Annotated in this window: 25 protein-coding genes; 8 read left to right on the plus strand and 17 right to left on the minus strand. The window is 68.9% G+C overall.

Annotation, left to right across the window (positions count from 1 at the left end; translation table 11 throughout):
- Positions 1-3: 3 nt before the first annotated feature.
- The 7 genes from JNUCC0626_RS30415 to JNUCC0626_RS30445 all read right to left on the minus strand — a co-directional run bounded on the left by JNUCC0626_RS30415 (position 4) and on the right by JNUCC0626_RS30445 (position 7,331).
- Complete coding sequence (locus JNUCC0626_RS30415) at positions 4-600, minus strand: SRPBCC family protein (protein WP_394614166.1); 597 nt, start codon at positions 598-600, stop codon at positions 4-6.
- Positions 597-1,412, minus strand: a complete 816-nt coding sequence (locus tag JNUCC0626_RS30420; RefSeq protein ID WP_394614167.1) for an FAD binding domain-containing protein — start codon at positions 1,410-1,412, stop codon at positions 597-599. Before JNUCC0626_RS30420 ends, JNUCC0626_RS30415 begins: the two co-directional genes overlap by 4 nt.
- On the minus strand, positions 1,409-3,835 hold the full coding sequence (locus JNUCC0626_RS30425; RefSeq protein ID WP_394614168.1) for a xanthine dehydrogenase family protein molybdopterin-binding subunit: 2,427 nt from the start codon (positions 3,833-3,835) through the stop codon (positions 1,409-1,411). The genes JNUCC0626_RS30420 and JNUCC0626_RS30425 overlap by 4 nt, the downstream gene beginning before the upstream one ends.
- Positions 3,832-4,365 carry a (2Fe-2S)-binding protein gene (locus JNUCC0626_RS30430; RefSeq protein WP_394614169.1) on the minus strand — a complete coding sequence of 178 codons (534 nt, stop codon included), beginning with the start codon at positions 4,363-4,365 and terminating at the stop codon, positions 3,832-3,834. Before JNUCC0626_RS30430 ends, JNUCC0626_RS30425 begins: the two co-directional genes overlap by 4 nt.
- 80 nt (positions 4,366-4,445) lie before the next feature.
- Positions 4,446-5,537: an XdhC family protein gene (locus JNUCC0626_RS30435; protein WP_394614170.1), complete on the minus strand. Its 1,092-nt coding sequence runs from the start codon at positions 5,535-5,537 to the stop codon at positions 4,446-4,448.
- Positions 5,530-6,504, minus strand: coding sequence for a vWA domain-containing protein (locus JNUCC0626_RS30440; protein ID WP_394614171.1), 975 nt, complete (start codon positions 6,502-6,504; stop codon positions 5,530-5,532). Before JNUCC0626_RS30440 ends, JNUCC0626_RS30435 begins: the two co-directional genes overlap by 8 nt.
- Positions 6,501-7,331, minus strand: coding sequence for an AAA family ATPase (locus JNUCC0626_RS30445; RefSeq protein ID WP_394614172.1), 831 nt, complete (start codon positions 7,329-7,331; stop codon positions 6,501-6,503). Before JNUCC0626_RS30445 ends, JNUCC0626_RS30440 begins: the two co-directional genes overlap by 4 nt.
- A 28-nt stretch (positions 7,332-7,359) precedes the next feature.
- Between JNUCC0626_RS30445 and JNUCC0626_RS30450 the strand changes: the two genes are divergently transcribed.
- Positions 7,360-7,743: a VOC family protein gene (locus JNUCC0626_RS30450; protein WP_394614173.1), complete on the plus strand. Its 384-nt coding sequence runs from the start codon at positions 7,360-7,362 to the stop codon at positions 7,741-7,743.
- 83 nt (positions 7,744-7,826) lie between these two features.
- Complete coding sequence (locus tag JNUCC0626_RS30455; RefSeq protein WP_394614174.1) at positions 7,827-8,057, plus strand: PspC domain-containing protein; 231 nt, start codon at positions 7,827-7,829, stop codon at positions 8,055-8,057.
- Here JNUCC0626_RS30455 and JNUCC0626_RS30460 read toward each other — a convergent pair whose 3' ends face one another.
- The 5 genes from JNUCC0626_RS30460 to JNUCC0626_RS30480 all read right to left on the minus strand — a co-directional run bounded on the left by JNUCC0626_RS30460 (position 8,058) and on the right by JNUCC0626_RS30480 (position 13,161).
- Entirely contained in the window at positions 8,058-9,428 is a 1,371-nt protein-coding gene (locus JNUCC0626_RS30460; RefSeq protein WP_394614175.1) for a beta-N-acetylhexosaminidase, read from the minus strand.
- Positions 9,425-10,258 carry a carbohydrate ABC transporter permease gene (locus JNUCC0626_RS30465; RefSeq protein ID WP_394614176.1) on the minus strand — a complete coding sequence of 278 codons (834 nt, stop codon included), beginning with the start codon at positions 10,256-10,258 and terminating at the stop codon, positions 9,425-9,427. Before JNUCC0626_RS30465 ends, JNUCC0626_RS30460 begins: the two co-directional genes overlap by 4 nt.
- On the minus strand, positions 10,255-11,139 hold the full coding sequence (locus JNUCC0626_RS30470) for a carbohydrate ABC transporter permease (RefSeq protein WP_394614177.1): 885 nt from the start codon (positions 11,137-11,139) through the stop codon (positions 10,255-10,257). The genes JNUCC0626_RS30465 and JNUCC0626_RS30470 overlap by 4 nt, the downstream gene beginning before the upstream one ends.
- 2 nt (positions 11,140-11,141) lie before the next feature.
- The gene (locus tag JNUCC0626_RS30475) at positions 11,142-12,419 is read right to left on the minus strand and encodes an extracellular solute-binding protein (RefSeq protein ID WP_394622134.1); all 1,278 of its coding nucleotides are present in this window, start codon (positions 12,417-12,419) and stop codon (positions 11,142-11,144) included.
- 82 nt (positions 12,420-12,501) lie between these two features.
- Positions 12,502-13,161 carry a copper homeostasis protein CutC gene (locus JNUCC0626_RS30480; protein ID WP_394614178.1) on the minus strand — a complete coding sequence of 220 codons (660 nt, stop codon included), beginning with the start codon at positions 13,159-13,161 and terminating at the stop codon, positions 12,502-12,504.
- A 348-nt stretch (positions 13,162-13,509) separates the two neighbouring features.
- On the opposite strand from JNUCC0626_RS30480, the gene JNUCC0626_RS30485 reads away from it, so the two are divergent.
- Together JNUCC0626_RS30485 and JNUCC0626_RS30490 are read left to right on the plus strand one after the other, a co-directional pair.
- The gene (locus tag JNUCC0626_RS30485; protein ID WP_093593868.1) at positions 13,510-14,115 is read left to right on the plus strand and encodes an RNA polymerase sigma factor; all 606 of its coding nucleotides are present in this window, start codon (positions 13,510-13,512) and stop codon (positions 14,113-14,115) included.
- 5 nt (positions 14,116-14,120) lie between these two features.
- Complete coding sequence (locus JNUCC0626_RS30490) at positions 14,121-14,597, plus strand: carboxypeptidase regulatory-like domain-containing protein (RefSeq protein WP_382442885.1); 477 nt, start codon at positions 14,121-14,123, stop codon at positions 14,595-14,597.
- Positions 14,598-15,342: 745 nt separating this feature from the next.
- Here JNUCC0626_RS30490 and groL read toward each other — a convergent pair.
- The 4 genes from groL to JNUCC0626_RS30510 form a co-directional block, all read right to left on the minus strand.
- Positions 15,343-16,962, minus strand: a complete 1,620-nt coding sequence (gene groL / locus JNUCC0626_RS30495) for a chaperonin GroEL (protein ID WP_394614179.1) — start codon at positions 16,960-16,962, stop codon at positions 15,343-15,345.
- Between the two features lie 205 nt (positions 16,963-17,167).
- Complete coding sequence (locus tag JNUCC0626_RS30500) at positions 17,168-18,403, minus strand: serine/threonine-protein kinase (RefSeq protein WP_394614180.1); 1,236 nt, start codon at positions 18,401-18,403, stop codon at positions 17,168-17,170.
- Positions 18,404-18,483: 80 nt separating this feature from the next.
- Entirely contained in the window at positions 18,484-18,690 is a 207-nt protein-coding gene (locus tag JNUCC0626_RS30505; RefSeq protein ID WP_030470913.1) for a cold-shock protein, read from the minus strand.
- An 88-nt stretch (positions 18,691-18,778) separates the two neighbouring features.
- Positions 18,779-19,420, minus strand: a complete 642-nt coding sequence (locus tag JNUCC0626_RS30510; RefSeq protein WP_394614181.1) for an AIM24 family protein — start codon at positions 19,418-19,420, stop codon at positions 18,779-18,781.
- Positions 19,421-19,492: 72 nt separating this feature from the next.
- Between JNUCC0626_RS30510 and moeA the strand changes: the two genes are divergently transcribed.
- The 4 genes from moeA (at position 19,493) to pssA (ending at position 23,996) form a co-directional block, all read left to right on the plus strand.
- Positions 19,493-20,689 carry a molybdopterin molybdotransferase MoeA gene (gene moeA / locus JNUCC0626_RS30515; RefSeq protein WP_394614182.1) on the plus strand — a complete coding sequence of 399 codons (1,197 nt, stop codon included), beginning with the start codon at positions 19,493-19,495 and terminating at the stop codon, positions 20,687-20,689.
- A 27-nt stretch (positions 20,690-20,716) separates the two neighbouring features.
- Positions 20,717-22,126 (plus strand): M48 family metalloprotease, encoded by a 1,410-nt coding sequence (locus tag JNUCC0626_RS30520; protein WP_394614183.1) that lies wholly within the window; start codon positions 20,717-20,719, stop codon positions 22,124-22,126.
- 205 nt (positions 22,127-22,331) lie between these two features.
- On the plus strand, positions 22,332-23,027 hold the full coding sequence (locus JNUCC0626_RS30525) for a phosphatidylserine decarboxylase (RefSeq protein ID WP_394614184.1): 696 nt from the start codon (positions 22,332-22,334) through the stop codon (positions 23,025-23,027).
- Positions 23,028-23,996, plus strand: coding sequence for a CDP-diacylglycerol--serine O-phosphatidyltransferase (gene pssA, locus JNUCC0626_RS30530; protein WP_394614185.1), 969 nt, complete (start codon positions 23,028-23,030; stop codon positions 23,994-23,996).
- A gap of 274 nt (positions 23,997-24,270) precedes the next feature.
- Here the strand turns inward: pssA and JNUCC0626_RS30535 are convergent, their stop codons facing one another.
- Positions 24,271-25,905, minus strand: coding sequence for a LamG domain-containing protein (locus JNUCC0626_RS30535; RefSeq protein ID WP_394614186.1), 1,635 nt, complete (start codon positions 25,903-25,905; stop codon positions 24,271-24,273).
- Positions 25,906-26,031 lie beyond the last annotated feature (126 nt).

The raw sequence follows: 26,031 nt of genomic DNA on the forward strand, positions 1-26,031 counted from the left end.
GCTTCAGCGCTGCCGCCGGCGTCGCAGAACCACGAACAGCACGACGGCCAACGCCGCGGCCGCGATGGGCAGCACGCGCTTCAACACCGGAACGCCTGCCGTGTCGATCAGATCGATCGGCTCGTCGGGGACCACTCGGAGATGCTGCTGTTGCGCCACCTCGTCAGGATCCACGGAACTCAGCGTGCCCGCCAGGCATTCCGCGAACTGGTCGACGAGCTTGCCGCTGACCTCGGCGATCAGGCCGCGGCCCAGTTGCGCGGGGCGCCCGGTGATCGCCAGCTCGGTCTCGACGTCGACGGTGTCGCCGACGACGAAGGTCACCAGCGCGGACGCCGTGCCGTTGCCGCGGGTGTCCTTGCCGGACGCCCGCATGACCGCCCGCCGCAGCACCGGATCGACCTCGACGAACTCGCCGCTGCCCCGGTACAGCAGCTGCACCGGGCCGAGCTTCACCTTCACCTCCCCGCTGAACGTCTTGCCGTCCACCGAGGTCAGCGTGGCACCGGGCAGGCACGGCGCCACCCGTTCCGGGTCGAGCAGCGCCTCCCACACCTCCTCGGCCAGCCCCGGCGCGGTGAACGAGTGCGTCAACTTCATCCGACCGCCGCCGTCAACGCACGACCGGTCAGCACGCGGGCCAGGTTGTCCTTGTAACCGTCGCCCGAAGACGCACGCAGAGCTGCCTCCGAGATCGCGGACGTGGGCTGCCCGACGAGGGCCTCCTCGACCTCGACCGCCCGCACCGGCCCGGACCCGACGTTCGTGAGGCCCACCCGAGCAGCGGTGATGGTGTCGCCACGCACCTGGACGGCCGCCGCCACCGCGACGATCGACCACGCCTGCGCGACCCGGTTGAGCTTCTCGTAGTGCGCGCGCCAGCCCGTGTACTTCGGCACGCGCACGTCGATGAGGATCTCGTCCGGAGCCAACGCCGTCGTGAAGTAGTCGACGAAGAACTCCGAGGCGGGCACCTCACGCCGTCCACCGGGACCGGCGATGATCATCACGGCGTCCAGCGCGAGTGCCGGAGCGAGCAGGTCACCGGCCGGGTCCGCGTGGCACAGCGAGCCGCCGAACGTGCCGCGGTGCCGGATCTGCGGATCGGCGATGGTGTCCGTGACCAGCCTCAACAACAACGCGTGGTCCTGCACCAGGTGATCGCGCTGCACTTCGTAGTGCGTGGTCATCGCACCGATGAGCAACGAGTCGCCGTCGTCGCGCACACCAGTCAGCTCGGTCAGGCCGCCGATGTCGATCAACGCCGTGGGGGCGGCGAGCCGCATCCGCAGCACCGGCACCAGCGACTGCCCGCCCGCGATGATCTTGGCGTCCTCGCCCTCCTCGGCGAGCATCCGCACCGCTTCGTCCACAGAGGACGGGAACAGGTACTTGAAGTCCGCGGGGATCATGCCTGGCCTCCCTGCGCGTCGATGGAACCGAGCCCGCCCGCGGCGACCTCGCCGGCACCCGCGTCCTCACGACCCTGCAACGCGGTCCACACGCGTTCCGGCGACATCGGCATCTCGATGTCGCGAACGCCCAGGTGCCGCAGGGCGTCCAGCACCGCGTTCACCACGGCGGGTGTCGACGCGATCGTCCCGGCCTCGCCGACTCCCTTGGCGCCCAACGGGTTCGAGGTCGCGGGCGTCGTGGTGCGGTCCGTCAGGAACGCCGGCAGGTCGGCCGCCGACGGCACGAGGTAGTCGGCGAACGTCGCCGTCGTCAACGTGCCCATCTCGTCGTGCGTGGCCTCTTCGTACAACGCCTGGGCGATGCCCTGCGCGAGTCCGCCGTGCACCTGGCCGTCGACGATCAGCGGGTTCACGACCGTGCCCACGTCGTCCACGGCCACGTACCGGGAGATCTTCACCATGCCCGTCTCGGTGTCGACTTCCGTTGCGCACAAATGGGTTCCGTGCGGGTAGGAGAAGTTCTCCGGGTCGAACGTGGCGTCGGCGTCCATGCCCGGTTCCATGCCCTCGGGCAGGTCGTGCGCGACGTGCGCGGCCAGCACCACGTCACCCAGGGAACGAACGGTCGACGTGCCGCGGACCGAGAACGAGCCGGAAGCGAACTCCACGTCCGCCTCGTCGCACTCCATCATGTGCGCGGCCAGGGTCCGAGCCTTGGCCAGCACCTTGTCGGCCGCGTGCACCAGGGCCGTGCCGCCGACCGCGAGCGACCGCGAGCCGTAGCTGTCCATGCCCTTGTGCGACGTCGCCGTGTCTCCGTGCAGCACCTCGACGTCCTCGAACGGCACGCCGAGCCGGTCCGCGACGATCTGCGACCAGACCGTCTCGTGGCCCTGCCCGTGCGGCGAGGTTCCGGTGATCACCTCGACCTTGCCGGTGGGCAGCATGCGGATCGACGCGGTCTCCCAACCGCCTGCGCCGTAACGCAAAGCGCCCAGCACGCGGGACGGCGCGAGGCCGCACATCTCGGTGTAGGTGGAGATTCCGATGCCGAGTTGCACGACGTCAGCGGAGGCACGCCGGCGTTCCTGCTCCTCGCGCAGTTCGTCGTAGCCGAACAGTTCCATCGCACGGGCCGTCGCGGCCTCGTAGTTGCCGGAGTCGTAGGTGAGCCCGGCGACCGTGGTGAACGGGAACTCCTCGTGCTTGATCCAGTTCTTCTCGCGGAGCTTCATCGGCTCCATGCCGAGTTCGACCGCGAGTTCGTCCATCATGCGTTCGATCGCGAACGTCGCCTCGGGCCGTCCGGCACCGCGATACGCGTCCGTGGGCACCTTGTTCGTGAAGACGTTCGTGCACACGAACCGGTAGCCCGCGAACTTGTAGATCGAGTTGAACATGAACGCACCGAGGATCGGCACGCCCGGCGTGACGAGCCGCAGGTAGGCGCCCATGTCGGCGAGCAGTTCGACCTTCAGGCCGGTGACCGTGCCGTCGCGGCGGGCGGCCATGGTGATCTTCTGGATCTGGTCGCGGCCGTGGTGCGCCGACAGCATGGACTCGGTGCGCGACTCGGTCCACTTGACCGGGCGGCCCATCCGGCGCGCGATCAGCAGGCACAGCAGCTCTTCGGGCGTGACCTGGAGCTTGCCGCCGAAGCCGCCGCCGACGTCCGGGGCGATCACCCGGAGCTTGTGCTCGGAGATGCCCGTGATGGCCGAGAGCATCCACCGCAGGATGTGCGGGATCTGCGTCGCGGACCAGACGGTGTACATGCCGGCGGTGACGTCCACGACGACCGACCGCGGTTCCATGAACGCCGGGATCAGCCGCTGCTGCTTGAACGTCCGCTCGATCACGACCTCGGCGGCGGCGATCTCGTCCTCGACGTTCGTGCCCGACCCCGCCTCGGCGGAGTCGAAGATCCACGTCGCGCACTTGTTCGTGCCGAGATCGGGATGGACGAGGTCGTTGTCCTGCAACGCTTCTTCCATGTCGAGCACGACGGGGAGGTCCTCGTAGTCGACGTCGATCGCTTCCAGCGCGTCCGCGGCGTGATAGGCGCTGTCGGCGATCACCACGGCGACGATCTCACCGGCGAAGTTGACCCTGTCCACGGCGATCGCGGGTGCGGCGGGCGACTTCATGTCCTCGGTGATCGGCCACGCGCAGGGCAGCGAACCCTGCTCGGCGGCGAAGTCCTCGCCGGTCAGCACCACCGCCACGCCGGGCATCGAGGTCGCGCGGCTGACGTCGATGTTCGTGATGCGGCCGTGGGCGACGGGACTGCGCAGCGCGGCCATGTGCAGCATGCCGGTGAGCTGCAGGTTGTCGGTCCACCTGGTCTGCCCGGTGATCAGCCGGGCGTCTTCCTTGCGGAGCCGGGCCTTGCCGACCTCCGGCTCGGCCGTGGCGGTCATTCGCCACCTACCGGCTGCTTCGCGGTGATGTGCTCATCGCTGTGCTGTTCCTGTTCGGGACCGGCACCGGGTTTCATCCGCTGGGCGGCGTCCTGCACCGCACGCACGATGTTCTGGTAGCCCGTGCAGCGGCAGAGGTTGCCCTCCAGGCCCTTGCGCACGGTCTCGTCGTCGGGATCGGACTCGTCGGCGAGCAGGTCGATCGCCTGCATGATCATGCCGGGCGTGCAGAAACCGCACTGCAACGCGTGGTTGGAGTGGAACGCCTCCTGCACCGGATGCAGCTTGCCGTCGCGAGCGAGGCCTTCGATGGTCGTGACGTCGTGTCCGTTGGCCTGCACGGCCAGCATCTGACACGACTTCACGCTGTGGCCATCGAGGTGGACGGTGCAGGCGCCGCAGTTTCCGGTGTCGCAGCCGACCACGGTGCCGGTCTTGCCCAAACGCTCCCTCAGGTAGTGCACGAGCAGGAGGCGTGGTTCGACCTCGTCGGCGTACGTGACTCCGTCGACGTTGACCGAGATGTGCATTCGAACCCTCCCAGGGTGGTGGGCCTTTAGTGACGAGGGTCACCCCAGCTTGCTCCCTGTTTGCGGGTTCAACAACCCGATCACCGATGAATCGGGACTTCCAGCCCGGTGAGTCGCTGACCGGTTCCCTTCCACCGCAAGGAAATGATCTCGGCGGCAATCGCAACTGCGGTCTCTTCAGGCGTTCGGGCGCCGAGATCGAGCCCGATCGGCGACGACAACGCCGCAAGTTCGGATTCGCTCATTCCGGTGTCCCGCAACCGATTCAGTCGATCTTCGTGCGTCCGGCGGGATCCCATCGCGCCGACGTAGCCCACTTTCAGTCGCAATGCGACTTCGAGGAGTGGCACGTCGAACTTCGGATCATGGGTCAGCACCGCGATGACGGTGCGTTCGTCGAGCTTGGACGCTTCGGCCTGGAGGTACTTGTGCGGCCAGGCGACGACGACCTCGTCGGCCTCCGGGAAACGGCTGCGGGTCGCGAACACGGGCCGTGCGTCGCACACCGTCACGCGGTAACCGAGGAACGCGCCGAGCCGTGCCATCGCGGCGGCAAAGTCGATCGCTCCGAACACGAGCATGCGCGGCGGCGGTTCGAAGGAGTTCACGAAGACGCTCATGCCCTCGCCGCGGCGCTGACCGTCCGGTCCGTACTGGAGCACGCCGCTGCGCCCGGACGCGAGCATGCCGCGCGCGTCGTCGGTGACGGCGTCGTCGATGCGCTCGCTGCCGAGGCTGCCGTCCCTGCGGTGCGGCCAGATGACCATGCGGCGGCCGATGCCGTCGGGGTGCTCGATCACCGTGGCCACCGCCACCGGTTCCTCGGCCCTGACCGTCTCCACCACCTCGGCCAGCTGCGGGAACGTCTCCGCGTTGATCTTCTCGACGTAGATGTCGATGATCCCGCCGCAGGTCAGCCCCACCGCAAACGCGTCGTCGTCGCTCACGCCGTACCGCTGCAGGACCGAGGTGTCCGTCTCCTGCGCGAGGTCGTAGACGGCCCCCTCGACGCAGCCGCCGGACACACTGCCGACCGCCTCGCCGTCCTGCGTCACGAGCATCGCGGCGCCGGGTGGCCGCGGTGCGGAGCTGAAGGTCGCGACCACCGTGCCGACGCCGACCGTCTCGCCGTTCGCCACCCGCCCGGCCAGGTCGTAGAGGACATCACGCACGGCGCACCTCCTTCAGCAGTTCTTCGAGCGCGTGCACGCTGTGGCCCGCGATCATGGTGTCGACGTGCGGGAGGGCCGCCACCACCCCGGATTGCACCGGACGGTAGCCCGCTTTGCCCGCATGCGGGTTGGCCCAGATGACCTTGTGGCTCACCCGTTTCAGCCGAGCCATCTCGGTGGCGAGGGTGCTCGGGTCGCCGCGTTCCCAGCCGTCGGTGAACAGCACGACGACCGCGCCGCGTTGCCGCCACTGCTGGTTGAACCTGCGCAGCGAGTCGCCGAGCCGGGTGCCGCCCTCGTAGTCCGGGATGGCCCTGCTCGCCGCCTTCAACGCCCGTTCCGGATCTCGTTCGCGCAACTGACGGGTCACGCGGGTGAGCCGGGTGCCGATCGTGCGGACCTCCACCGGCATGGCGTGCGCGACGACGTGCGCGAACCGCAGCAGGGCGTCGGAGTAGGCGGCCATCGAGCCGGAGACGTCGATCAACAGCACCAGCCTGCGGGCCTTGGTGCCGCGTTTGCGGTGGCGTGGCAGGGCGATCTCGCCGCCGGTCTCGATCATCGCGCGCACGGTCCTGGCCAGGTCGAGCCGTCCACGCCGGGCCTTGCGAAGGCGGCGAGACCTTCTGCGCGGCGGCAACGGGTGCAGGCGGGCGATCAGCGGCGCGGCGTTGAACTCGGAGATGTCCTTGTGCTTCAACACTTCCACGTCGGACGCGGCCACGCCGACGGTCACCGCGTCGAGTTCGATCGTCGTGCGGGGACGGGGTGGGGTGCCGCCGAAGTACGCGCGGTAGGCGGCGTCGTAGCGGGGCAGGTCGTCGGGGTCGGCGCAGAGCGTGAGGCGTCCAGCCCAGTAGAGGTCGACGTGCTCGGTGGCCTTCAGGAACGCCTGGACGCGGTCGGGGCCGCACGGCAGTCCGGCGCCCTTGAGGACGCTCGTGAACCCGACGCAGGCTTCCGTCACCCCACGATTGTGCTCCCGGTCACGCGTTCCGCGTCTTCCCGGTACTTCAGCACCGCGCCGAGCGTGTCGGCGTCCGGCTCAGTGCGGCCCAACGCCCGCAACGCGCGCGCCCAGTCCAACGACTCCGCCACGCCCGGTGGTTTGAGCAGGTCGAGGCCCCGCATCCGGTGGACGGCCTCGGCGACCTTGCGCGCCAGCCGTTCGTCCAGGCCGGGCAGGGTGCGGCGCAGGATCGCGACTTCACGTTCGAGAGCCGGGTGCTCCAGCCAGTGGTAGAGGCAGCGGCGCTTCAACGCGTCGTGCACCTCGCGGGTGCGGTTCGAGGTCAGCACGGTCAGCGGGGGCGTGGTCGCCCGGATCTCGCCGAACTCGGGGATGCTGACGGCGTTCTCGGACAGGACCTCCAGCAGGAACGCCTCGAACTCGTCGTCCGCCCGGTCGATCTCGTCCACGAGCAGCACGCACGGGGCGCTCTCCAACGCCTGGAGCAACGGCCGGGCCAGCAGGAACCGTCGCGTGTAGAGGGACGCCTCGTCGACCTCGCCGCGGGTTTCGAGCACGCGCAGGTGCATGAGCTGGCGCGGGTAGTCCCAGTCGTACAACGCCTGGGTGGCGTCGATGCCCTCGTGGCACTGCAGCCGGATCAACGGGACGTCCATGGCCTTGGCGAGAGCCAGCGCGAGCGAGGTCTTGCCGGTGCCGGGCTCGCCTTCGAGGAACAGCGGGCGTCCCATCGCGACCGCCAGGAACGCCGCCGTGGCGATGCCGCCGTCCGGCAGGTACCCCGCGCGGTCGAGGGCTGCGCTGAGTTCCTCTGGGGACTCCATCGGCTCAGAGTACGACTACGGTGGGCAAATGGCGTCGATCAAGAAAGTCCAGATCACGTTCGACTGCGCGGAACCCGTGCGGGTGGCGGAGTTCTGGAGCCAGGTGCTCGGGTACGACGCGCCGCCGGAGAGCGACGGGTCGTGGTCGGCGTGCGCCGATCCGGCCGGGGTGGGGCCGCGGCTCTACTTCCAGCGCGTTCCCGAGGGCAAGGTCGTGAAGAACCGGGTGCACGTCGACGTGAAGGCCGGGATCGGGCTCGTCGGTGCGGAGCGGCTGGCCGTGCTGCAGGCCGAGCGGGTGCGGCTGGAGGCCATCGGCGCCAGGTGCGTGCTCGTGATGGAGGCCGACGAGGAGAACGAGTCGTGCATCGTCATGCAGGACGTCGAGGGCAACGAGTTCTGCCTGGACTGAGCGCGACCCCGGGGTCGCGAATCAGGGTCGGGTTCGGGGTGGTTCCCGATGTGCGGTGCGCGTGAAAACGCGATTCTTGGTACATGACGAACAACGTTCTCAACGACGCAACGGCCCAGGTCAAGAAGCTCCGCAGGAGTCGCAACGACAAGATGCTCGCCGGCGTCTGCGGCGGTGTCGCCAAGATGGTCGGCGTGGACGCGGCGATCCTGCGGATCATCCTCGTGGCGGCGACGCTGCTCGGGTTCGGCACCGGAGCGGTCCTCTACGTCGCCGCCTGGCTCCTCATGCCCGAGGAAGACGCTGCGATGTGATCACCGTGGAAAACCAGGAACACCAGGTAGTCGCTGCCAGGGGTGGGGACCGGTGAGGGGTCGGTACTCCACCCCCAGGGCGTCGAGCCTGGGCAGGTGGTGTTCGTGCAGCCGTGCGACGAACGCCGGATCCTTCTCCGCCGGGGACCACACGACCTCGGCGAACGCGGCCAGCCTCGGGAACGCCGCGTAGTCCAGCCGCCGGGGCGAGTCGAGGTGCTCGCTCCAGATGTTCGCCTGCGCGCCCAGCAGCCGTCCGGGTTCCTCACCCGTCAGACCTGCGGGCACCGGATCCCACGCGTAGACGTCCTCCAGCGTCGTCACCGTGCCGACCGGGATCGGTTCGTCCGGTGATTCCGACTGGCGGTAGTCCAGGTAGACGTGCTGCTCGGGGCACATGACGACGTCGTGGCCCGCGCCGAGCGCCGTGACTCCGCCCTCGATCCCGCGCCACGACGCGACGACCGTGCCGTGCGGCAGCGGACGCGCGTCCAGGACCTCGTCCCACCCGTACGGCCTGCGCCCCTTGCTCACGATGTGCTCGGCGATCGCGCGGACCAGGGTGCCGTCCTCGTGACCGGGTGCCTCGTCCCCGCCGAGTCCGATGATCTCCGCCGGGAAGACGTCCATCAGCTCGTCGAACACGTTCCGATAGAAGTCCACTGTGGACTCGTCGGTGGTGAGCACGCGCGGGTTGACACCCCAGTCCGTCCAGACACCGCCACCTTGCGAACCCAGTTCGGGGTAAGCCGCGATGGCCGCCTGCGAGTGGCCCGGGATGTCGATCTCCGGAATCACCGTGATGTACCGGGACTGGGCGAACGCGACGATCTCGCGCAGGTCGTCCTGGGTGTAGAAACCGCCGTGCGGACGGCCTTTCAGCCCGCCGGAGCGCCGGTCGCCGAACCGCGAGTCCTCGCGCCACGACCCGACCTCGGTGAGCTTCGGGTAGCGCTTGACCTCGAAGCGCCAGCCCTGGTCGTCGGTGAGGTGCAGGTGCAGGACGTTGAGCTTGTGCGCGGACAGCAGTTCGACGTACCGCAGCACCTCCCGCTTGGGCAGGAAGTGCCGTGCGACGTCGAGCATCACGCCACGCCACTCGAACCGCGGGTAGTCCACGACCTCGCACGCCGGGATGACCGACGGCTTGTCGCCCGCCGCCCGGAACGCCTGCACACCAAGCAGTTGACGCAAGGTCTGCAACGCGTTCATCTCGCCGGCCGAGTCGCTCACCTCGATCAGCACGCCCTCGTCGGACGAGACGAGCCGGTAACCGCCGGGTGGTGTCTCGGCCTGGACGGTCCGCCAGCCCTGGTACTCGCAGAGCTTCCCACCGTCCACATAAGACACCGGGCGGGGCAGCAGGTTCATCCCTTCACCGCCCCCGCGAGGCCGGACACGAGACGGCGCTGCACGAGCACGAAGAAGATGAGCACAGGGATGGTCATCAGGGTGGAGCCCGCCATGATCGCGCCCCAATCGTTCTGGTCGGGTTTGACGAACACCTGAAGAGCCAGCGGCAGGGTCTGGTTCTCCACGGCCGAGATGATGAACGTCTTGGCGAACAGGAAGTCGTTCCAGGCGTGGATGAACGACAGCACGCTCGTGGCCACCAGGCCGGGCGCCACGAGCGGGAACAGCACCTGCCACAGGAACCGGAAGCGCGAGGCGCCGTCCAGGGTGGCGGCCTCCTCCAGTTCCACCGGCACCGCGGCGACGAAGCCCCGCAGCATCCAGATCGCGAACGGCAGGCTGAAAGCCAGGTGCACCAGGACGAGCGAGCCGAGGTGGTTCAGGCCGAACACCGGCACGGAGTCACCCACGGACCGCATCAGGAAGAACAGCGGCACGGTCAACGCCTCGACCGGCACCATCTGCACGACCAGCAGCATGATCAGCAACGTCGTGCGGCTGCGGAACCGGAAGCGGGTCAGCGCGGTCGCGGCGAGGAACGAGATCACGATGCTCAGCGCCACGACGATGAGTGCCACGATGATGCTGTTCATGAAGTAGCGCCCGAAGTTCGCGACGGTCAGCGCCCGCGTGAAGCTGTCGAGCGTCGGCCGCGTCGTCCACGGCACCGGGTCGGCCGAGATGATCTCGTCCTCCGGTTTGAAAGCTGACAGCACCATCCAGAACAGCGGGAACGCCACCACAGCGGCGACGATGAGGACGAAGCCCTCGGTCAGCCAGCGCCTCACAGGACCTCCCCCGACTTCTTGAGCGCACGCAGGTAGAACATCGTGATTCCCAGCAGCAGCACGGTCATCACGACACCGATGGCCGCGCCCAGGCCGTACTCCGACGCCGCGAACGCCTGCTGGTAGGCGTAGACGTTGAGCACGAGGTTGCGCCCGGCGATGCCGCCGCCGTTCGTCATGACGTAGATCTGCGTGAAGACCTTGAAGTCCCAGATGATCGACTGGATCGTCACCACGAGGATGATCGGCTTCAGCAACGGGAGCGTGACGCTCCACGCCGTGCGGAACGCCGACGCTCCGTCCAGTGCGGCGGCCTCCAGCACCTCGCCCGGGATCGCCTTGATGCCCGCGAAGAGCGTCACCATGACGAACGGGAACGAGCACCAGATCACCTGCGCGGCAACGAGTCCGAACGCCGTCCACTTGTCGAACGTCCAGGAGAAGCCCTGGATGCCCAGGACCTCGTTGACGAACCCGAAGTTCGCGTCGAACAGGAAGAGCCAGATCGTCGAGCCGGCGACCGCGGGCGTGGACCACGCACCGAGAGCCGCCAGGAACAACGTCATGCGCACCCAGGTCCTCACCCGAGTCGCCAAGATCGCGAGAAACGCGCCCACAAGCAACGTGCCGACCACGCAGACCGCCGCGAACGCGACGGTCTGCCCGAACACCGTCCAGAACTGCTGGTCCCCCAACAGCTTCTGGTAGTTGCCGAGACCGAGGAACTCCAGTGGCGCGCCGCCGCTGACCTGCTCCTGGCCGTAGTCGTAGAGCGAGATGAGCACCAGCTGATAGATCGGGTAGGCCAGCAGGCCCCCGAGGATCAGCAGCGCTGGAGCCAGGTAGGCGAACGCGGTCCGCCCCTGGCCTTTGGCGGTCATGCTCACGACGTGAAGGCCGCGTTCATCGTCTTGGCGGCGTCCGCGGTGGCCGTGTCGACGTTCTTCGCGCCGGTGACGATCTCCTGGATCATCGTCGGCACCACGGTCTGCGCCTCGATCTTCGCCCACGCCGGCGTGACGGGGACGAACTTCGTGCCGGACTGCAGGGTCTTCGTGAACGGCTCCAGGAACTTGTCCGCGTCCGAGACCTGCTTCTGCACGTCGGCGAACGTCGGCAGGTTGCCCATCGCCGTGTACATCTTCTGCTGGTACTTCTTCGACGCCAGCAGCTGCGTGAACTCGTTGGCGAGCGTCTTGCGCTGCGTGCCCTTCATGACGCCGAGCAGGTTGCCGCCGGCGAACGCGGGCGCGACCGAACCCTTGTCCTTGCCGGGCAGCGGCACGACCGCGTACTTGCCCGCAGCTGACGACGCGTCGACCGACTTGCGGTTGAAGTCGCCGCCGATGGTCATCGCGGCCTTGCCGGCCCGGAACGCCTCGACGCTCGCGTCACCACCGTTGCCCGCGCAGGCGGCCGGCGGGCAGATGTCGTCCTTGATCAGCTCGGTGTACTTGGCGACACCGGCCTTCGCCTCGGGGCTGTCGATCGTGGCGGTGAACTTGCCGCCGTCGGACTTGGCGAGGTCACCGCCCTGCGCCCAGATGTAGGGCAGCGCGGCGAAGAGGTACTTGCCGCCGGCCGAGATGCCGATCATGTCCGGCTTCTTCTGCCTGATCTCGCGGGCCGTCGTCGCGATCTCGTCCAACGTCGTCGGCGGCTTGAGGCCGAGCTCGTTGAACACGTCCGTGCGGTAGTACAACGCGCGCACGCCGACGAACCACGGCACGCCGTACGTCTTGCCGTCGACCTTGGCCGTGTCGAGGATCGTCGGGACCAGGTCCTTGGACTCGTCCCACTTGCCCAGGTCCAGCTCGGAGAAGCCGCCGGCGGAGACGTAGCCCGCGAGGTCGGTGTTGCCGAACTCCGCGACGTCCGGGGCGCTCTTCGGGTCGCTGAACGCGGCCTTGAAGCGTTCCGCCCGGCTGGACACCTGGATGTACTGCACGTCGACGGTCACGCCGCTGTGCTTGCCCTGGAACTCGGAGATCGCCTCCTTGACCACGGACTCCTTGGGTCCGCGGTTGACCTCGTCGAACAGCCACACCCGCAGCTGTCCCGTCTGCTCGTCCACACCCGTGCTGGTCGGTCCCGACTGCACCGGTGCGCAGGCGACCACCGCGCCCACGCCCAGCACCGCCGCAAGTGTCTTCAGCCGCATCGTCGCGCCCTTCACGTTGCGTATGTTGCAACAGCTATTTCACAGGAAGCAACGTGACTGTAGAACGCGATTAGGCAAGGGTCTAGACCAGACGATTGACCCATTCCCCAACTGATGCGGAATCGACGGCGGACTCCCACCCACCAGGCCTGACGGCGCTGCCAACGTGAAAACCGTTCACGCCCGCTGCCAGCAGTTCCGGGAGGTGGTGCTGCTGCAGACCGCCGCCGACGAGCAACGCGGGCGGGCCCTGACTGACGAGTTTCTTCAGGTTCTCGATTCCGTCCTTCACACCGGTCTTGGCGCCCGCGGCGAGCACGGTGTCGCAACCGAGGGTCTGCACGGTCGCCCACGAGCGGAAGACGTCGTTGGAGTTGTCGAGCGCACGGTGGAACGTCCAGGCACACCCTTCCAACTCCGCGAGGAGGTTGAGGGTGACGCCCTCGTCGATCTCGTTTTCGGCGTCGAGGAAGCCGAGGACGAACTCCGTCGCGCCCGCCTCCCGCAGCTCCCAGGCCTGGCGGCGGAGTTGCTTGAGGTTGCCGGGCGCGAAGCCCGGGGCGTCGCGGAGCATCACGCGGATGGGGAGGTCGACCGCTTTGCGCACTTCTTTGAAGGTGGCCGTTGACGGCGTGAGGCCGTCGCTCGCCATGTCGGCGACCAGTTCGAGCCGGTCAGCGCCCCCGACCTGGGCGGCCTCGGCGTCCTTCGCGGTCAGTGCGATCACTTCGAGAATCGGCATGGTCTAGACCATAACGTGTGCTTTCGTGAATCGGGAGCCTCGGCGGTCGTTGTCGCGTCAGAGGTTCTGTATCTGATCGCCTGAGTTCCGCTCTTGTTGGGTAGAGCGCTTTGTTCAGGCGTGGAGCGAGCGCCGGCCGGTTCGAGGGGTGCCGGCCGGCGTGAGCTCCCACCACTGGCGGCCCGTGACTCGGAGGGGGAATCACGGGCCGCTGGCGTACCCGGAGGAAGATGAGGGTCACCTTGGCGGTGATACTGCTCCAATCGAGTGAATTTTGTATCTACCGCCCAGTTAGCCCTTCATGAGTTGGCGGACGGCGCTGACAGGGCGGCCGATCGGAGGTGCCACATGGACGAGCTGCACACGGCGGATGACCGTCCGCCGTGGGACGGGCTTGAAGGCACCGAACGACACGCGATGTGCGTGGCGGCCGCACGCGAGGGCAACCGCAACGCGCTGGACGTGCTCGTGACGGAGCTGACCCCGCTGCTGTGGCACGTGGCGCGCGGCCAGGGCCTGGACCGCGCCGCCGCCGAGGACGTCGTGCAGACGGTCTGGCTCGCGTTCCTCAAGAACATCGAGAACATCAACGAGCCCAAAGCCCTGGTCGGCTACCTGGTCGTCACGACGAGGCGTGAAGCACGCCGAACTTGGACACCTAACAAGCGTGAAACGCACCTCTCAGACGAGTACGCCGAACAGCTGGAGTCCGACACCGGCCTGCCGGAGGACGTCACGCTGCTGGACGACCGCGACCGCCGCCTGTGGCTCGCGTTCGGCCGCCTGACCACGAGGTGCCAGGAACTGCTCCGACTCACCGTGCTCGCGGGCCGCGCGGAGTACCGAGCAGTGGCCGAAGCACTCGCCATGCCCCACGGCAGCATCGGTCCGACCAGGGGACGGTGTTTGACACTGCTGCGCAACTACCTGGAGACGGAAGGAGGATCGCGGTGAACGAGATCGACCCGCGCGACGACCGCAGGGGCCCCGAGGACACCGCAGTCCTCTCCGAACTGAACAGGCTCGTCGACGAACTGGACCCGCCACCCGCCGACCTGGTGGACCGCGTGAAGTTCGCGATCGCCCTGGAGTCGCTGGACGTCGAGGTGGCGCGGTGGGAGCGGGCCGGGTCCTTCGCCGGGGTGCGGGGTGGGCAGACCGGGACCATCACGTTCACCGTGGACAACCTGACCTTGATGGTCAACTTCACTTCGACCGGGTCGCGGCATCGGATTGACGGGTGGTTGGTGCCGGCCGGGGAGCACGAGGTGGAGGTTCGGGTGGCCGATCATCAGTCTTCCTGTACTCGGGCTGATGATGGTGGGCGGTTTGTTCTGCCCGATGTTCCTACTGGGACCACGCAGATTTTGGTGCATTTGGTTAATTCTCGTGGGGAGCCTGGGCGGACTGTTGTCACGCCTACGATCATGCTTTGAGTTTTGTCCTGGGGGTTTCTGGGGTGGTCACCTTTGTGCTGGTGGCTTGGGTTGCGTGGGGAGACTTCGGACGGGACGGGTCATTTCATCGCCGCTTCGCGACGATAGAGATTGGGGCTTGACTTCGGGGCCCTTGCGAGGCGCTGGTCGGACCGGAAAGGCCGGGCTGAAAAGCGCCCGGCCGAGCCACTAGTGGTAGCACCTCGCACCCAAAGTCAAGCCCCAATCTCGTTGGTGCGTGGCTGGGTTTGGATTGATACGTCACCGTCACACGCTGCACGTGTGGCCTTCGAAGGACGGCTCGGCTTCGCCATTGCGTTTGGTGGGCGTTGTCTTTTGGCCGAGAGCTAAGGACGCCTCGCCTTCGGCTTCGTTCTCCTCAAGCCATTGGTCACTTAGTTCTTGGCTGGCCTGGCTCTCGGCTACCTGGAGCCGCGCTACCTCGCGCTCGGCGGCCTAGAGGTCTGCTACCCCACCCCGGACCGCTGCGCTCCGCGCAGCTCGCCGGGCACGTAGCGCCCAGGCACCTCGCAGCCCGCCTTCCGTACCCGCTCCCGCAACCATCCGCCCCACCTTCGGCACGTCTTGCGCTGCCGCCGGTGTGTGCTGCCGTCCTCGGCGGCTGTCGGGCCCAACTCGGCGGCCGCCGCAGGCCCTTGCCGGGCCTGGAACGCCGGAAGGCCCGGCTCGCGGTGCGAGTCGGGCCTTCCGTGGTGGTGCGGTGGTGCTGGTGCTGCGGGTGGACTCAGAAGTCCATGCCGCCGGCGTCCGGCGCGGCCGGGGCCGCGTTCTTCTCCGGCTTGTCCGCGACGACGGCTTCCGTCGTCAGGAACAGCGCGGCGATGGACGCGGCGTTCTGCAGCGCGGAGCGCGTGACCTTGGCCGGGTCGATGATGCCCGCCTTGATCAGGTCCTTGTACTCGCCGGTGGCGGCGTCCAGGCCTTCGCCCGAGGGGAGGGACTTGACCTTCTCCACCACGACGCCGCCTTCGAGGCCGGCGTTGACCGCGATCTGCTTGAGGGGCGCCTCGACGGCGACCTTCACGATGTTCGCGCCAGTGGCCTCGTCGCCGACGAGCTTCAGGCCCGCGAAGGCGGCCTCGGCGGCCTGCAGCAGCGCGACGCCACCACCCGCGACGATGCCCTCTTCGACGGCGGCCTTCGCGTTGCGAACGGCGTCCTCGATGCGGTGCTTGCGCTCCTTGAGCTCGACCTCGGTGGCCGCGCCCGCCTTGATGACGGCGACGCCGCCGGCGAGCTTGGCGAGGCGCTCCTGGAGCTTCTCGCGGTCGTAGTCGGAGTCCGACTTGTCGATCTCGGCGCGGATCTGGTTGACGCGACCCTGGATCTGGTCGGCGTCGCCCGAGCCCTCGACGATGGTCGTCTCGTCCTTGGTGACGACGACCTTGCGGGCCTTGCCCAGCAGCGAGATGTCGGCGTTCTCCAGCTTCAGGCCGACGTCCTCGGTGATGACCTGGCCACCGGTGAGGGTGGCGATGTCCTGGAGGATGGCCTTGCGACGGTCACCGAAGCCCGGGGCCTTGACGGCGACGGACTTGAAGGTGCCGCGGATCTTGTTCACGACCAGGGTCGCGAGAGCCTCGCCCTCGACGTCCTCGGAGATGATCAGGAGGGGCTTGCCGCCCTGCATGACCTTCTCGAGGAGCGGGAGCAGGTCCTTGACCGTGGAGATCTTGGAGCCGAACAGCAGGATGTACGGGTCCTCGAGGACCGCTTCCTGACGCTCGGGGTCGGTCACGAAGTAACCGGAGATGTAGCCCTTGTCGAAGCGCATGCCTTCGGTGAGCTCGAGCTCGAGACCGAGGGTGTTGCTCTCCTCGACGGTGATGACGCCTTCCTTGCCGACCTTGTCCATCGCCTCGGCGATGAGCTCGCCGATCGTGGCGTCAGCAGCGGAGATGGACGCGGTAGCAGCGATCTGCTCCTTCGTCTCGATCTCCTTGGCGTTCTTCAGCAGCTGCTCGGCGATGGCCTCGACGGCCTGCTCGATGCCGCGCTTGAGGCCGAGCGGGTTGGCACCCGCGGCGACGTTGCGCAGACCCTCGCGGACGAGCGCCTGGGCGAGCACGGTGGCGGTGGTGGTGCCGTCACCCGCGACGTCGTCGGTCTTCTTCGCAACTTCCTTGACGAGCTCGGCCCCGATCTTCTCCCACGGGTCCTCGAGCTCGATCTCCTTCGCGATGGAGACGCCGTCGTTCGTGATCGTCGGCGCACCCCACTTCTTCTCAAGAACGACGTTGCGACCCTTCGGGCCGAGCGTCACCTTGACGGCGTCGGCGAGGGTGTTCATACCCCGCTCGAGACCGCGGCGGGCGTCCTCGTCGAACGCGATCATCTTGGCCATTGCGGTGTGTTCCTCCGCCTTTGTGGATTCTGGGCCACTGCGGGCCGGCAGAGCCCACAGCGGAACACGATGCGAGTGGCAAGGTTCGGTGCCCGCGACGGACGACCCCGGAGGGCCTCACCTTCCTAGCCTCACTTCTTTGGCACTCGATGGAGCCGAGTGCTAGTTCGTGTTTAGCACTCGGACACGACGAGTGCAAGCGAACTCAGCGTGAGGTGCGGACCGGCACAGAGGTCGGCAGGGGCTTGTTCGAGGTCGGGTCGTCCCCGATGTTCAGCGACGGAGCGGAGCTCGTCTTGGGCTGCCGGGCGGGCTCGTCACCAGGCGAGAGGATCACCACCACGATGATGATCACCACGATCGCCACCGCGGCCGCGATGACCGGCGCGAACCAGGCCGGGCGCTCCTTCTTGGACGAGGACGTGAACGCGCTCACGCCCACCTGGTTCGGCGGGCGCAGCCGGACCGGGTCCTGCAACGGCTGCTGGTAGCCGCCGCCACCCTGGTACGGCCCCTGCTGCTGCACGGGCATCGGCCCGGACACCGGTGAGCCCTGAGCGGGGAACGAGCCGGACTGCGGCCCGACCTGAGCGGGAGCCGAGCCCTGCGCGACCCCGACGAGAGCGACGCGCGCGGCGGCGATCAGCTCGGCGCAGTTCGCGTACCGCTGCGCCGGGTCCTTCGAGGTGCCCTTGCGGATCACGTCGTCGATGGCCGGCGGCAACGCCACGAGCTGCGACAACGCCGGCACGACGCTGCCGAGGTGACCGGCGATGACCTCCTGCACGCCGCCCTGGAACGGCGGGCGCCCGGTCAGGCAGGCGAAGAGCATGCACGCGAGCGCGTACTGGTCGGTGCGGCCGTCGACGGGCTCGCCGCGCAGGTGTTCCGGCGCCGCATAGGTCGGCGAGCCGAGGAAATCACCCGTTCGGGTGCGGTGGCCGGTGGCGCCGCGGCGGGTCAGGCCGAAGTCGGCGACGTAGACGTGCTCGCGCACGCCCTCCTTCTCGGTCACCAGCACGTTCGCCGGCTTCACGTCGAGGTGCACGAGGCCCTTGCCGTGCAGCATGTCGAGCGCTTCGGCCACCTGGGCGAGCAGCGTCAACGTGCGCGCGGGCGTGAGCGGTCCCGACTTGATGTGCCCGGCCAGGTCCTGGCCGTCCACCAGCCGCATCGCGATGTAGAGCAGGCCGTCGACCTCGTCGAAGTCGTACAGCGGCACGATGTTGGCGTGGTCGATCGCGGAGGTGTTGCGCGCCTCGTCGACGAACCGCTCGCGGAACTCCGCGTCGGGCGCGAGATGCTCACCGATGACCTTGAGCGCGACTTTCCGGCCCAGCCTCACGTCCGTGGCCCGGTACGTCACGCTCATGCCACCGCGGCCGAGCACTCCGTCGATCCGGTAATGCGCGATTCGCCGTCCGCTCAGGTCCTCCGACACGCGAGGCAGCCTAACGTCCGCCGAGATCGGCTTGCTCCGGGTTCGCCGAAGCCGTGATCAGAGCGACGTCCAACCGGCGCCTAACCGGCTCGGCGCACGTCCGACGCCTGGCTGCGCCCGTCCCGCCCGGCCTGCACCTCGAACTCCACCCGGTCGCCTTCAGAGAGCGTCCGGAAGCCTTCCATCTGGATCGCCGAGTAGTGCACGAACACGTCGGGCCCGCCATCGGTTGCGATGAAGCCGTATCCCTTTTCGGAGTTGAACCACTTGACGGTACCGAGAGCCAAGACGTCCTCCTTCAGATCACGCATCTCACGCAAAGCGCAGAACGCAACGCTAAAAGAAGAAAACTCACTCGGATACCTCCTTACGGAGTCATGAACGGGGGCTGACTCCGTTGGCGCGCAACCAGGTGGTGAGTCTGCGGGGACCGCGCGTCTGGGTGAGCACGGCACCGGGACCTGCGAAGTCGAACACCAGGCCCTCGCCCGTCTGAATGGATTGCACGCCATCGGGTACCGACGGCCGCAGCCGGCATTGCAGCGTGTCGGCGAACGCGACGACGTGATCGCTGCTGATGGTCACCGCTTCGCCGGCCTCCAACGTCACGAGGTCGAGCGCGCCGCAACAGGCGAGGACGACGACGCCCTGGCCGTGCGCGTAGTTCATGAACCCCTCGGCACCGCCGAAGATGGCCTGCATGGGCGGCGCGTCCGGGTTCATCGCGACCGTGCTGCTCTGCGCGATCCAGCTGTGCCGGGCGAGGCACCAGCCGTGCGCGCCGTCGAGCTCGACCTGGTGCAGGTCACCGGGCAGCACGGGGGCCGCGTCGAGCCAGCCGCCCTCCGCACCGGCGGTGGCCAGCGCGACGGCGACGGCGCCCGCGCCCTTCACCTCGACCGCGAGCCCGTAGCTCGTGGCCGCGATGGTCAACGGGTCGACCAGCACCGCCTCGCCGGGTGCGAGGACGAGTCTCGCCACGCCGAACGTCGGTGTGTGCCTGGTCCGGACCTGCACGAACAACACCTCCGGTGGGGATTGCGGGCAATGCGGCGCTCGCGAACGGCGCGACGTTGGCAGTATGCAGTCGTGTCCCCCACCTCTGTCGCCGAACACCGTCAGCGCGTCGCCGGCCTCGTCGGCCTGATGCCCGAGTCGCTGCTCCCGCTCGAGGAGTGCCTCGGGCTGGTGCTCGCCGCCGACGTGATCGCGCCGCTCGCCCTGCCGCCGTTCGACAACTCCGCGATGGACGGGTACGCGGTCCGGGCCGCCGATCTGAACCGGGACGAACCGACCCGGCTCGCCGTCACCGACGACATTCCCGCAGGCCGCACCGAGCTGACGCCGCTGATCCCCGGCACCGTGCAGCGGATCATGACCGGCGCACCGGTCCCGCCCGGCGCCGACGCCGTCGTGCAGGTCGAGTGGACCGACGGCGGCACCGAGACCGTCACGATCAACCGCCCCGTCGAGCCCGGCCAGAACATCCGGGTCGGCGGCGACGACGTGCAGAAGGGCGACCCGGTGCTGGTCGCGGGCACCGTGCTGCGCCCGTCCACGCTCGGTCTCGCCTCGGCGCTGGGCCTGCCCGAACTGCCCGTCCGCCGCCGCCCGCGCGTGCTGGTCCTGTCGACGGGCTCCGAGCTGGTCGCGCCGGGACAGCCGCTGCTGCCGGGCCAGATCTACGAGTCGAACGGCATGATGCTCGCCTCCTCGGTGCGCGACGCGGGCTGCGAGGCGATCCAGCTGCGGTTCGTGCCGGACGACGTGGAGGCGTTCCACGCCGCGCTGAAGCCGTACGTCGGCGCGGTGGACGCGATCATCACGTCCGGCGGGGTCAGCGCGGGCGCGTACGAGGTGGTCAAGGACGCCCTCGCAAGCCACGACGTGCAGTTCACCAAGGTCGCCATGCAGCCGGGCGGGCCGCAGGGTTCCGGCCGCTACGAGGGCGTGCCGGTGCTGTCGCTGCCGGGCAACCCGGTGAGCGCGCAGGTGTCGTTCGAGGTGTTCGTGCGTCCGGCGCTGATGGCGTCCATGGGGCACCGGGATCCGGAACGCCGCACGGCGCGTGCGCGCATCACGACCGGGCTGACGTCGCCCGCGGGCAAGACGCAGTTCCGGCGCGGGCTGCACGACCCGTCGTCCGGGGAGGTCGTGACGCCCGTCGGCGGGCCCGGCTCGCACCTGCTGTCGGCGCTCGCGCTGTCGAACTGCCTGATCGAGGTGCCGCAGGACGTCACCGAGCTGGCGGCGGGCGCCGAGGTCACCGTGCGATACCTGCAGTAGTTCCGGACGTTCTGGGGGAAGCAAGTCATGAGAGCGGCACTCGCGCTGGCACTGCTGGCGGGGTTCTTCGTGCTCGCGCTGGGGTTGCTGGCCACCCTGGGCGCGCTGTCGTACACCCAGTTCGAGCAGGGCGAGATCGTCACCGGCGGCGCGCTGGCCCTGATGGCGCTCGCGCTGGGCGGTCCGCCGCTGGTGGCGATGGGGATCGCGATCTTCGTGACCCCGCGGCCCAGCGGCGTCCCGCTGACCCGTGAGGCGCACCCCGAGCTGTGGTGGCACGTCGACGAGCTGGCGCGGATCGCGGGCACCCCCGGTCCGGACGACATCCGGTTGATCAGCGAGCCGAACGCGAGCGTGTGGGAGCACGGCGGAGCGCGGTACATGTCGCTCGGGCTGCCGTTCGTGGCCGGGATGAGCATCGGTGAGCTGCGGTCGGTGCTGGCGCACGAACTCGGCCACTACAGCGGCGGGCACACCAAGCTCTCCGCCCTCACCTACCGCGCGACGCTCACGCTCCGGCTCACGACCGAGCGGTTCGACACGACCGGCGTCCTCTACGCGTGGGCCCGCCTGTACGCGCTGGTGGCCGCGCCGGAGAGCCGCAAGCACGAGCTGTTCGCCGACGAGGTCGCGGTCGCGGCGGCCGGGCGGGAGGCGGCGGCGCGGGCGATGCTGCGGATCGGGCCGGTCACCGAGGCCTGGAGCGACTACCTGACCTGGTACGTCTCGCTCGCGGCGCACGCGGACCGCACCCCACCGCTGGTCGAGGGCTTCCGCTCGTACCTCGACCACCCGCGGCGCGTGCACCAGTTGCGCGAGCTGGAGCCGTTGATGGCGGAGCTGGAGCCGACTTCGGTCTTCGACAGCCACCCGCCGGTCCGCGAACGGGTCGCCGCCATGCGAACGACGGGGGCGTTGTCGCTGGTGGCGGAGGCCGTCGACGAACGGCCCGCGCACACGTTGCTGGCCGGGACACCGGTCGCGGACCTCGTCGGGGTGTCCGGACCGCCGATCACCTGGGCCGAGCTCGCCCCGCTGGCCGGGCCCGCGCTGGTGCGCTGGAAGGCGGACGCCCTGCGGCACGCCGGACGGGTCAGCAAGATCGGCGACACCCTGCCGGACGTGCTGCGGGGGCTGGAGCAGGCCCGGTTGCACGACATCACCGGACGGCCCGTGGACGGCTCGCTGACGTCCGAACAGGCGCACGAGGCGGCCGTCGAGGCCGTGACGGAACTCCTCGGCTGCATGGTGGCTGACCAGCTCGTCACCGCTAACCGCGCGACACTGGAACTCAACTGGGGCGGACTGTTCCTGCTGCGAACGGCCGACGGAGCTGCGGTCTATCCGGACGACCTCGTCGAACCCGCCGTGCGTGACGCTAATCGGGTCGCCGAGCTGCGGGTGAGATTGCGGTCTCTCGGAGTGGACGGACTGTGACGGAACGCTCACCCAACGACATTGTTAACGCCATGTGACGGGGATTACACTGCCCGCAGGTGCCGGTCGGCCCGTGCATTCGTCGGGGGATGCACGGGCCTACCGGCCACTTGTCTTTCCGGACAGTCCCGATGGGCGGTTTGGGCCGTTGCCGTAGCGTGATGACGCCCGACACCCCCCCGAACCTACGGAACCCACAGACACGATGAGCAGCGAGAAGCCCGTCTCCCACTTCCTCGAACTCGCGCGCGGCATGGTGCCGCCGATGCACCCGGCGGGGCGCCCGTTCGTCGCCGCCGCGGCGATCGCGACCCTCCTCGTCCGGCTGCGCTTCAAGCGCCTGGGCGTCGTCCTCGCGCTGGTCACGGCGTGGGTGGCGTGGTTCTTCCGCGAGCCGAAGCGCGTGACGCCGACCCGTCCGAACCTCGCCGTGGCCCCGGCCGACGGCACGGTCTCGCACGTCGTCGACGCCGTCCCGCCCGCCGAGCTCGGCCTCGGCTCGCAGCCGATGACGCGCATCAGCGTGTTCCTCTCCGTCTTCGACGTGCACGTGCAGCGCGTGCCCGCCGACGGCGAGGTCGTCCAGGTCTCGTACCACCCCGGCAAGTTCCTCTCGGCCGACCTCGACAAGGCGTCCGAGGAGAACGAGCGCAACACCGTGTGGCTGCGCACCGTCGACGGCCACGACCTCGTCGTCGTGCAGATCGCCGGCCTGGTCGCGCGCCGCATCGTGTGCGAGGTCGCCGAGGGCGAGAAGGTCACCGCGGGCCAGACCTACGGCCTGATCCGCTTCGGCTCGCGCGTCGACCTCTACGTGCCGCGCGGCAGCCGCGTCCTGGTCGAGGCCGGCCAGCGCACCATCGGCGGCGAGACCGTTCTCGCCGAACTCCCGGAGGCGTAAGTGGCACCCAGCGGGCCCGGCGTTCGCCTGCTGCCGAACGCGATCACGGTCCTGGCCATGTGCTCGGGCCTGTCCGCAGTGCACTTCGCGAACGTCGGCATGTGGGGCGCGGCCATCACCGCGATCGCGGCGGCAGCCGTGTTCGACGGCCTCGACGGCCGCATCGCCCGCCTGCTGGACGCGACGTCGAAGATGGGCGCGGAGCTCGACTCGCTGGCCGACGCGATCTCGTTCGGCGTCGCGCCCGCCCTCGCGATCTACCTCTGGAAGTTCGAGGGCAACCGCGCCGGCTGGGTCATCGCGCTGATCTTCGCGGTCTGCATGGTCGTCCGCCTCGCCCGCTTCAACACGTTGCTGGAGAAGGAACAGCCGCCGTTCGCGAAGGAGTTCTTCGTGGGCGTGCCGGCGCCCGCCGGTGGCTTGTTGCTGCTGCTGCCTCTGATCATCGAGGAGCAGGTCCGTTCCGACGGGTGGTGGAACAACTCCTACGTCGTGGCGGCGTGGACCGTGCTGGTGGCGATGCTGCTGGTGTCGCGGATTCCCACGCTGTCGGTGAAGACGGTGAAGGTGCCGCCGCGCGCGGTCGCGCCGTTGCTGGTCGCCGTGGGTCTGCTGGCCGCTGCCGTGATCACGTACCCGTTGGTGGCGTTGATCGTCGCGATGGTCGTGTACCTGGCGCACCTGCCGTACTCGGTGCGGCGCTACATGTGGCTGTCGAAGCACCCGGAGGCGTGGACCGTCACCGGGGCGGACCGGCGTGCGATCAAGCGGGCGCACGGGGTGGCGGCGCGGAGGCTCGGGCTGCGGCAGCCGTTGAGCGGTCGTGTCGCTGGTGCGGCCATGCGTGCCGTGCGTCGGCCACGGCGTGACGCTTCCACTGCTGCCGCGGCTGAAGGCGCAACGCCTTCGGCGAACGGGCGGCGGCGGTCGTGGCGCCAGCTGGGGTTGCGGCGTCAGCCGAAGCGCTGATCCAGTTCTGAAGCCGAAGGGCCGGACATGTCGACCATGTCCGGCCCTTCGGCGTTTGCGGTCAATCCCGCACAGGTAGCCGAAGTCCTCGTCCACTTCGCGGATGTCCGGGTCGGACGGCAGCGCATCTGCGCACCTCCCCGATCAGGCCGTGCCCGGCGTTGGCGAGCTCCAACAGCTCAGGCACGTCGGCCGTCCTCATCACCAGGAGAGCAGGCCTTCTCCGCATGAACGAATTCGAGCCAGATGCCTTTGTCCCGCGCGTTCATCGCCATCAGATGCGCACGGCCTGCGCCAGGATCTGCTCCTGCGTGAGCACGCCGGTGTAGGCGCGCACGTCGTCGAGCCCGCCCTTCCAGAACGAGCCCGCCGGGGTGGTGGCCGAGCGGCCGAGTTCCAGACCTGCACCCGTCTCCGCCGAGCCGCCGGTGAACGGCGCGCTCGTGACGTAGAGGCCGTTGAAGTACAGCCGGAGCTGGGCGTTGTTCTTGTCGTGGACGGCCGTCAGGTACGTCCACTCCTGGAGTTCCGCGCGGTACTGGGTCGTCACGACGACGCCGTCGACCACGAACTCCCACTGCTTCGAGGCGCCGCCGTACCGGAGTTCGAGGAGCGAGGTGCCGTTGTGCACCAGGCTCGCGACCGTGCGGTCCTTGCCGTCGCGCGCGTCGAGATCCAGCCTCGCCCAGGCGGAGAGCGAGAAGGAGCGGTCAGTGCGGATCCCCGGTGCCGGAGCGGAGACGTACGCCTCGCCGTCCTGGTCAGGTCCGTTGAGCAGCAACGAGGTGTTGTCGCCGTCGGACTCCCACGCCGTGTTGCCGTTCAGCGTCGCGACCGCGCCGGTGGCGTCGTCCTGACTCGCGGCACCGGTGCCTTCGGCGAACCTGTAGTGGGCGCGCAGACCGACCTGCTTGGCCAGCGCCCCGACCTCGGCCGCGTTCGCCGTCCGGGGGTAGACCCTGATCTCGTCGACCGCGCCGGGGGCGCCGCCGACGTCCACGCCGTTCCACCGGTGCCGGCCCACCAGCAGCTGCGACGCCGCCCGGCCCTCGACCCCGGTGAGCTCGCCCTGCACGACGCCGTCGACGTAGAAGGTGAGCGTCCCGGTGGTGACCTCGTAGGTGCCGGCCAGGTGCGTCCAGGTGTCGGCCTGCGCGTCGGCACGGGAGTGAGCCACCCGGAGGCCGGTTCCGTCCGGGGTCGCCATGCCGAACGCCCAGCGCCGGACCGCGGCGTCGTAGTACAGACCGGCGCTGAGACCGGTGCTGTCCGCTGCGGCGAGGACGGCGCGGCTGATGTCGCCGGCACCTGCCTTCGTCCACGCCGACAGCGTGAAGTTGCCCGAGGTGTCCACCGGCGACGGGCCGCTGAGGTGGTCCTGCGCGTCGTTCAGCACGAGACCCCCGCCCGAGTAGCCGGCCGTGACGAGGCCCGGGTTCCCGTTCGGCGTGAGGACGTGGGCCCCGGTGGAGTCCGTCAGCGTGCCGTCCAACGACCAGTGCGCGGCGGGACGCCCGCCGGGGAGCACCTGGAACTCGTACTGCGACACCTGCGAGTAGCCCTCACCGGTCTTCGCGCTGACCGTCAACCGGTGCTGACCGGCGACGCGCGGCGTCCACCGGATCGTCGCCCTGCCCTCGGCGTCGGCGAGGACCTCCTTGTCGAGGAACCCGCTGTCGCTGGAGAAGGAGTAGACGTAGCTCAGCACGTCGTAGTCCGCGTCCAGCTCGAACGAGCCCGCGACCCCGACACCGCCAGTGGGATGCGTCGGCGGGTACTGCTGCGACGTCACCCGAGGCGCGGGTGGCGAGGCTTCGGCGTGCGCGACGGGTGCCGCGAACCCGGCCGTGACGGCCAGCGAGAGAACGAACGCGGCCATGCGAAAGCCGCGCGCCGGTTTGTGGCGCATGAACATCGACCCCCAGGTCTTGTGGCGCCGAGCCCCCAGGCCCGGTCCTGCTCCACAGTAATCGGGGGGTCTGACAAATCCGGAAGCCTTTGTTCAGGCCGGCCGCTGCCGGGCGTGGGCGATCAT

Source organism: Lentzea sp. JNUCC 0626 (assembly GCF_043632865.1).
GTDB lineage: Bacteria > Actinomycetota > Actinomycetes > Mycobacteriales > Pseudonocardiaceae > Lentzea.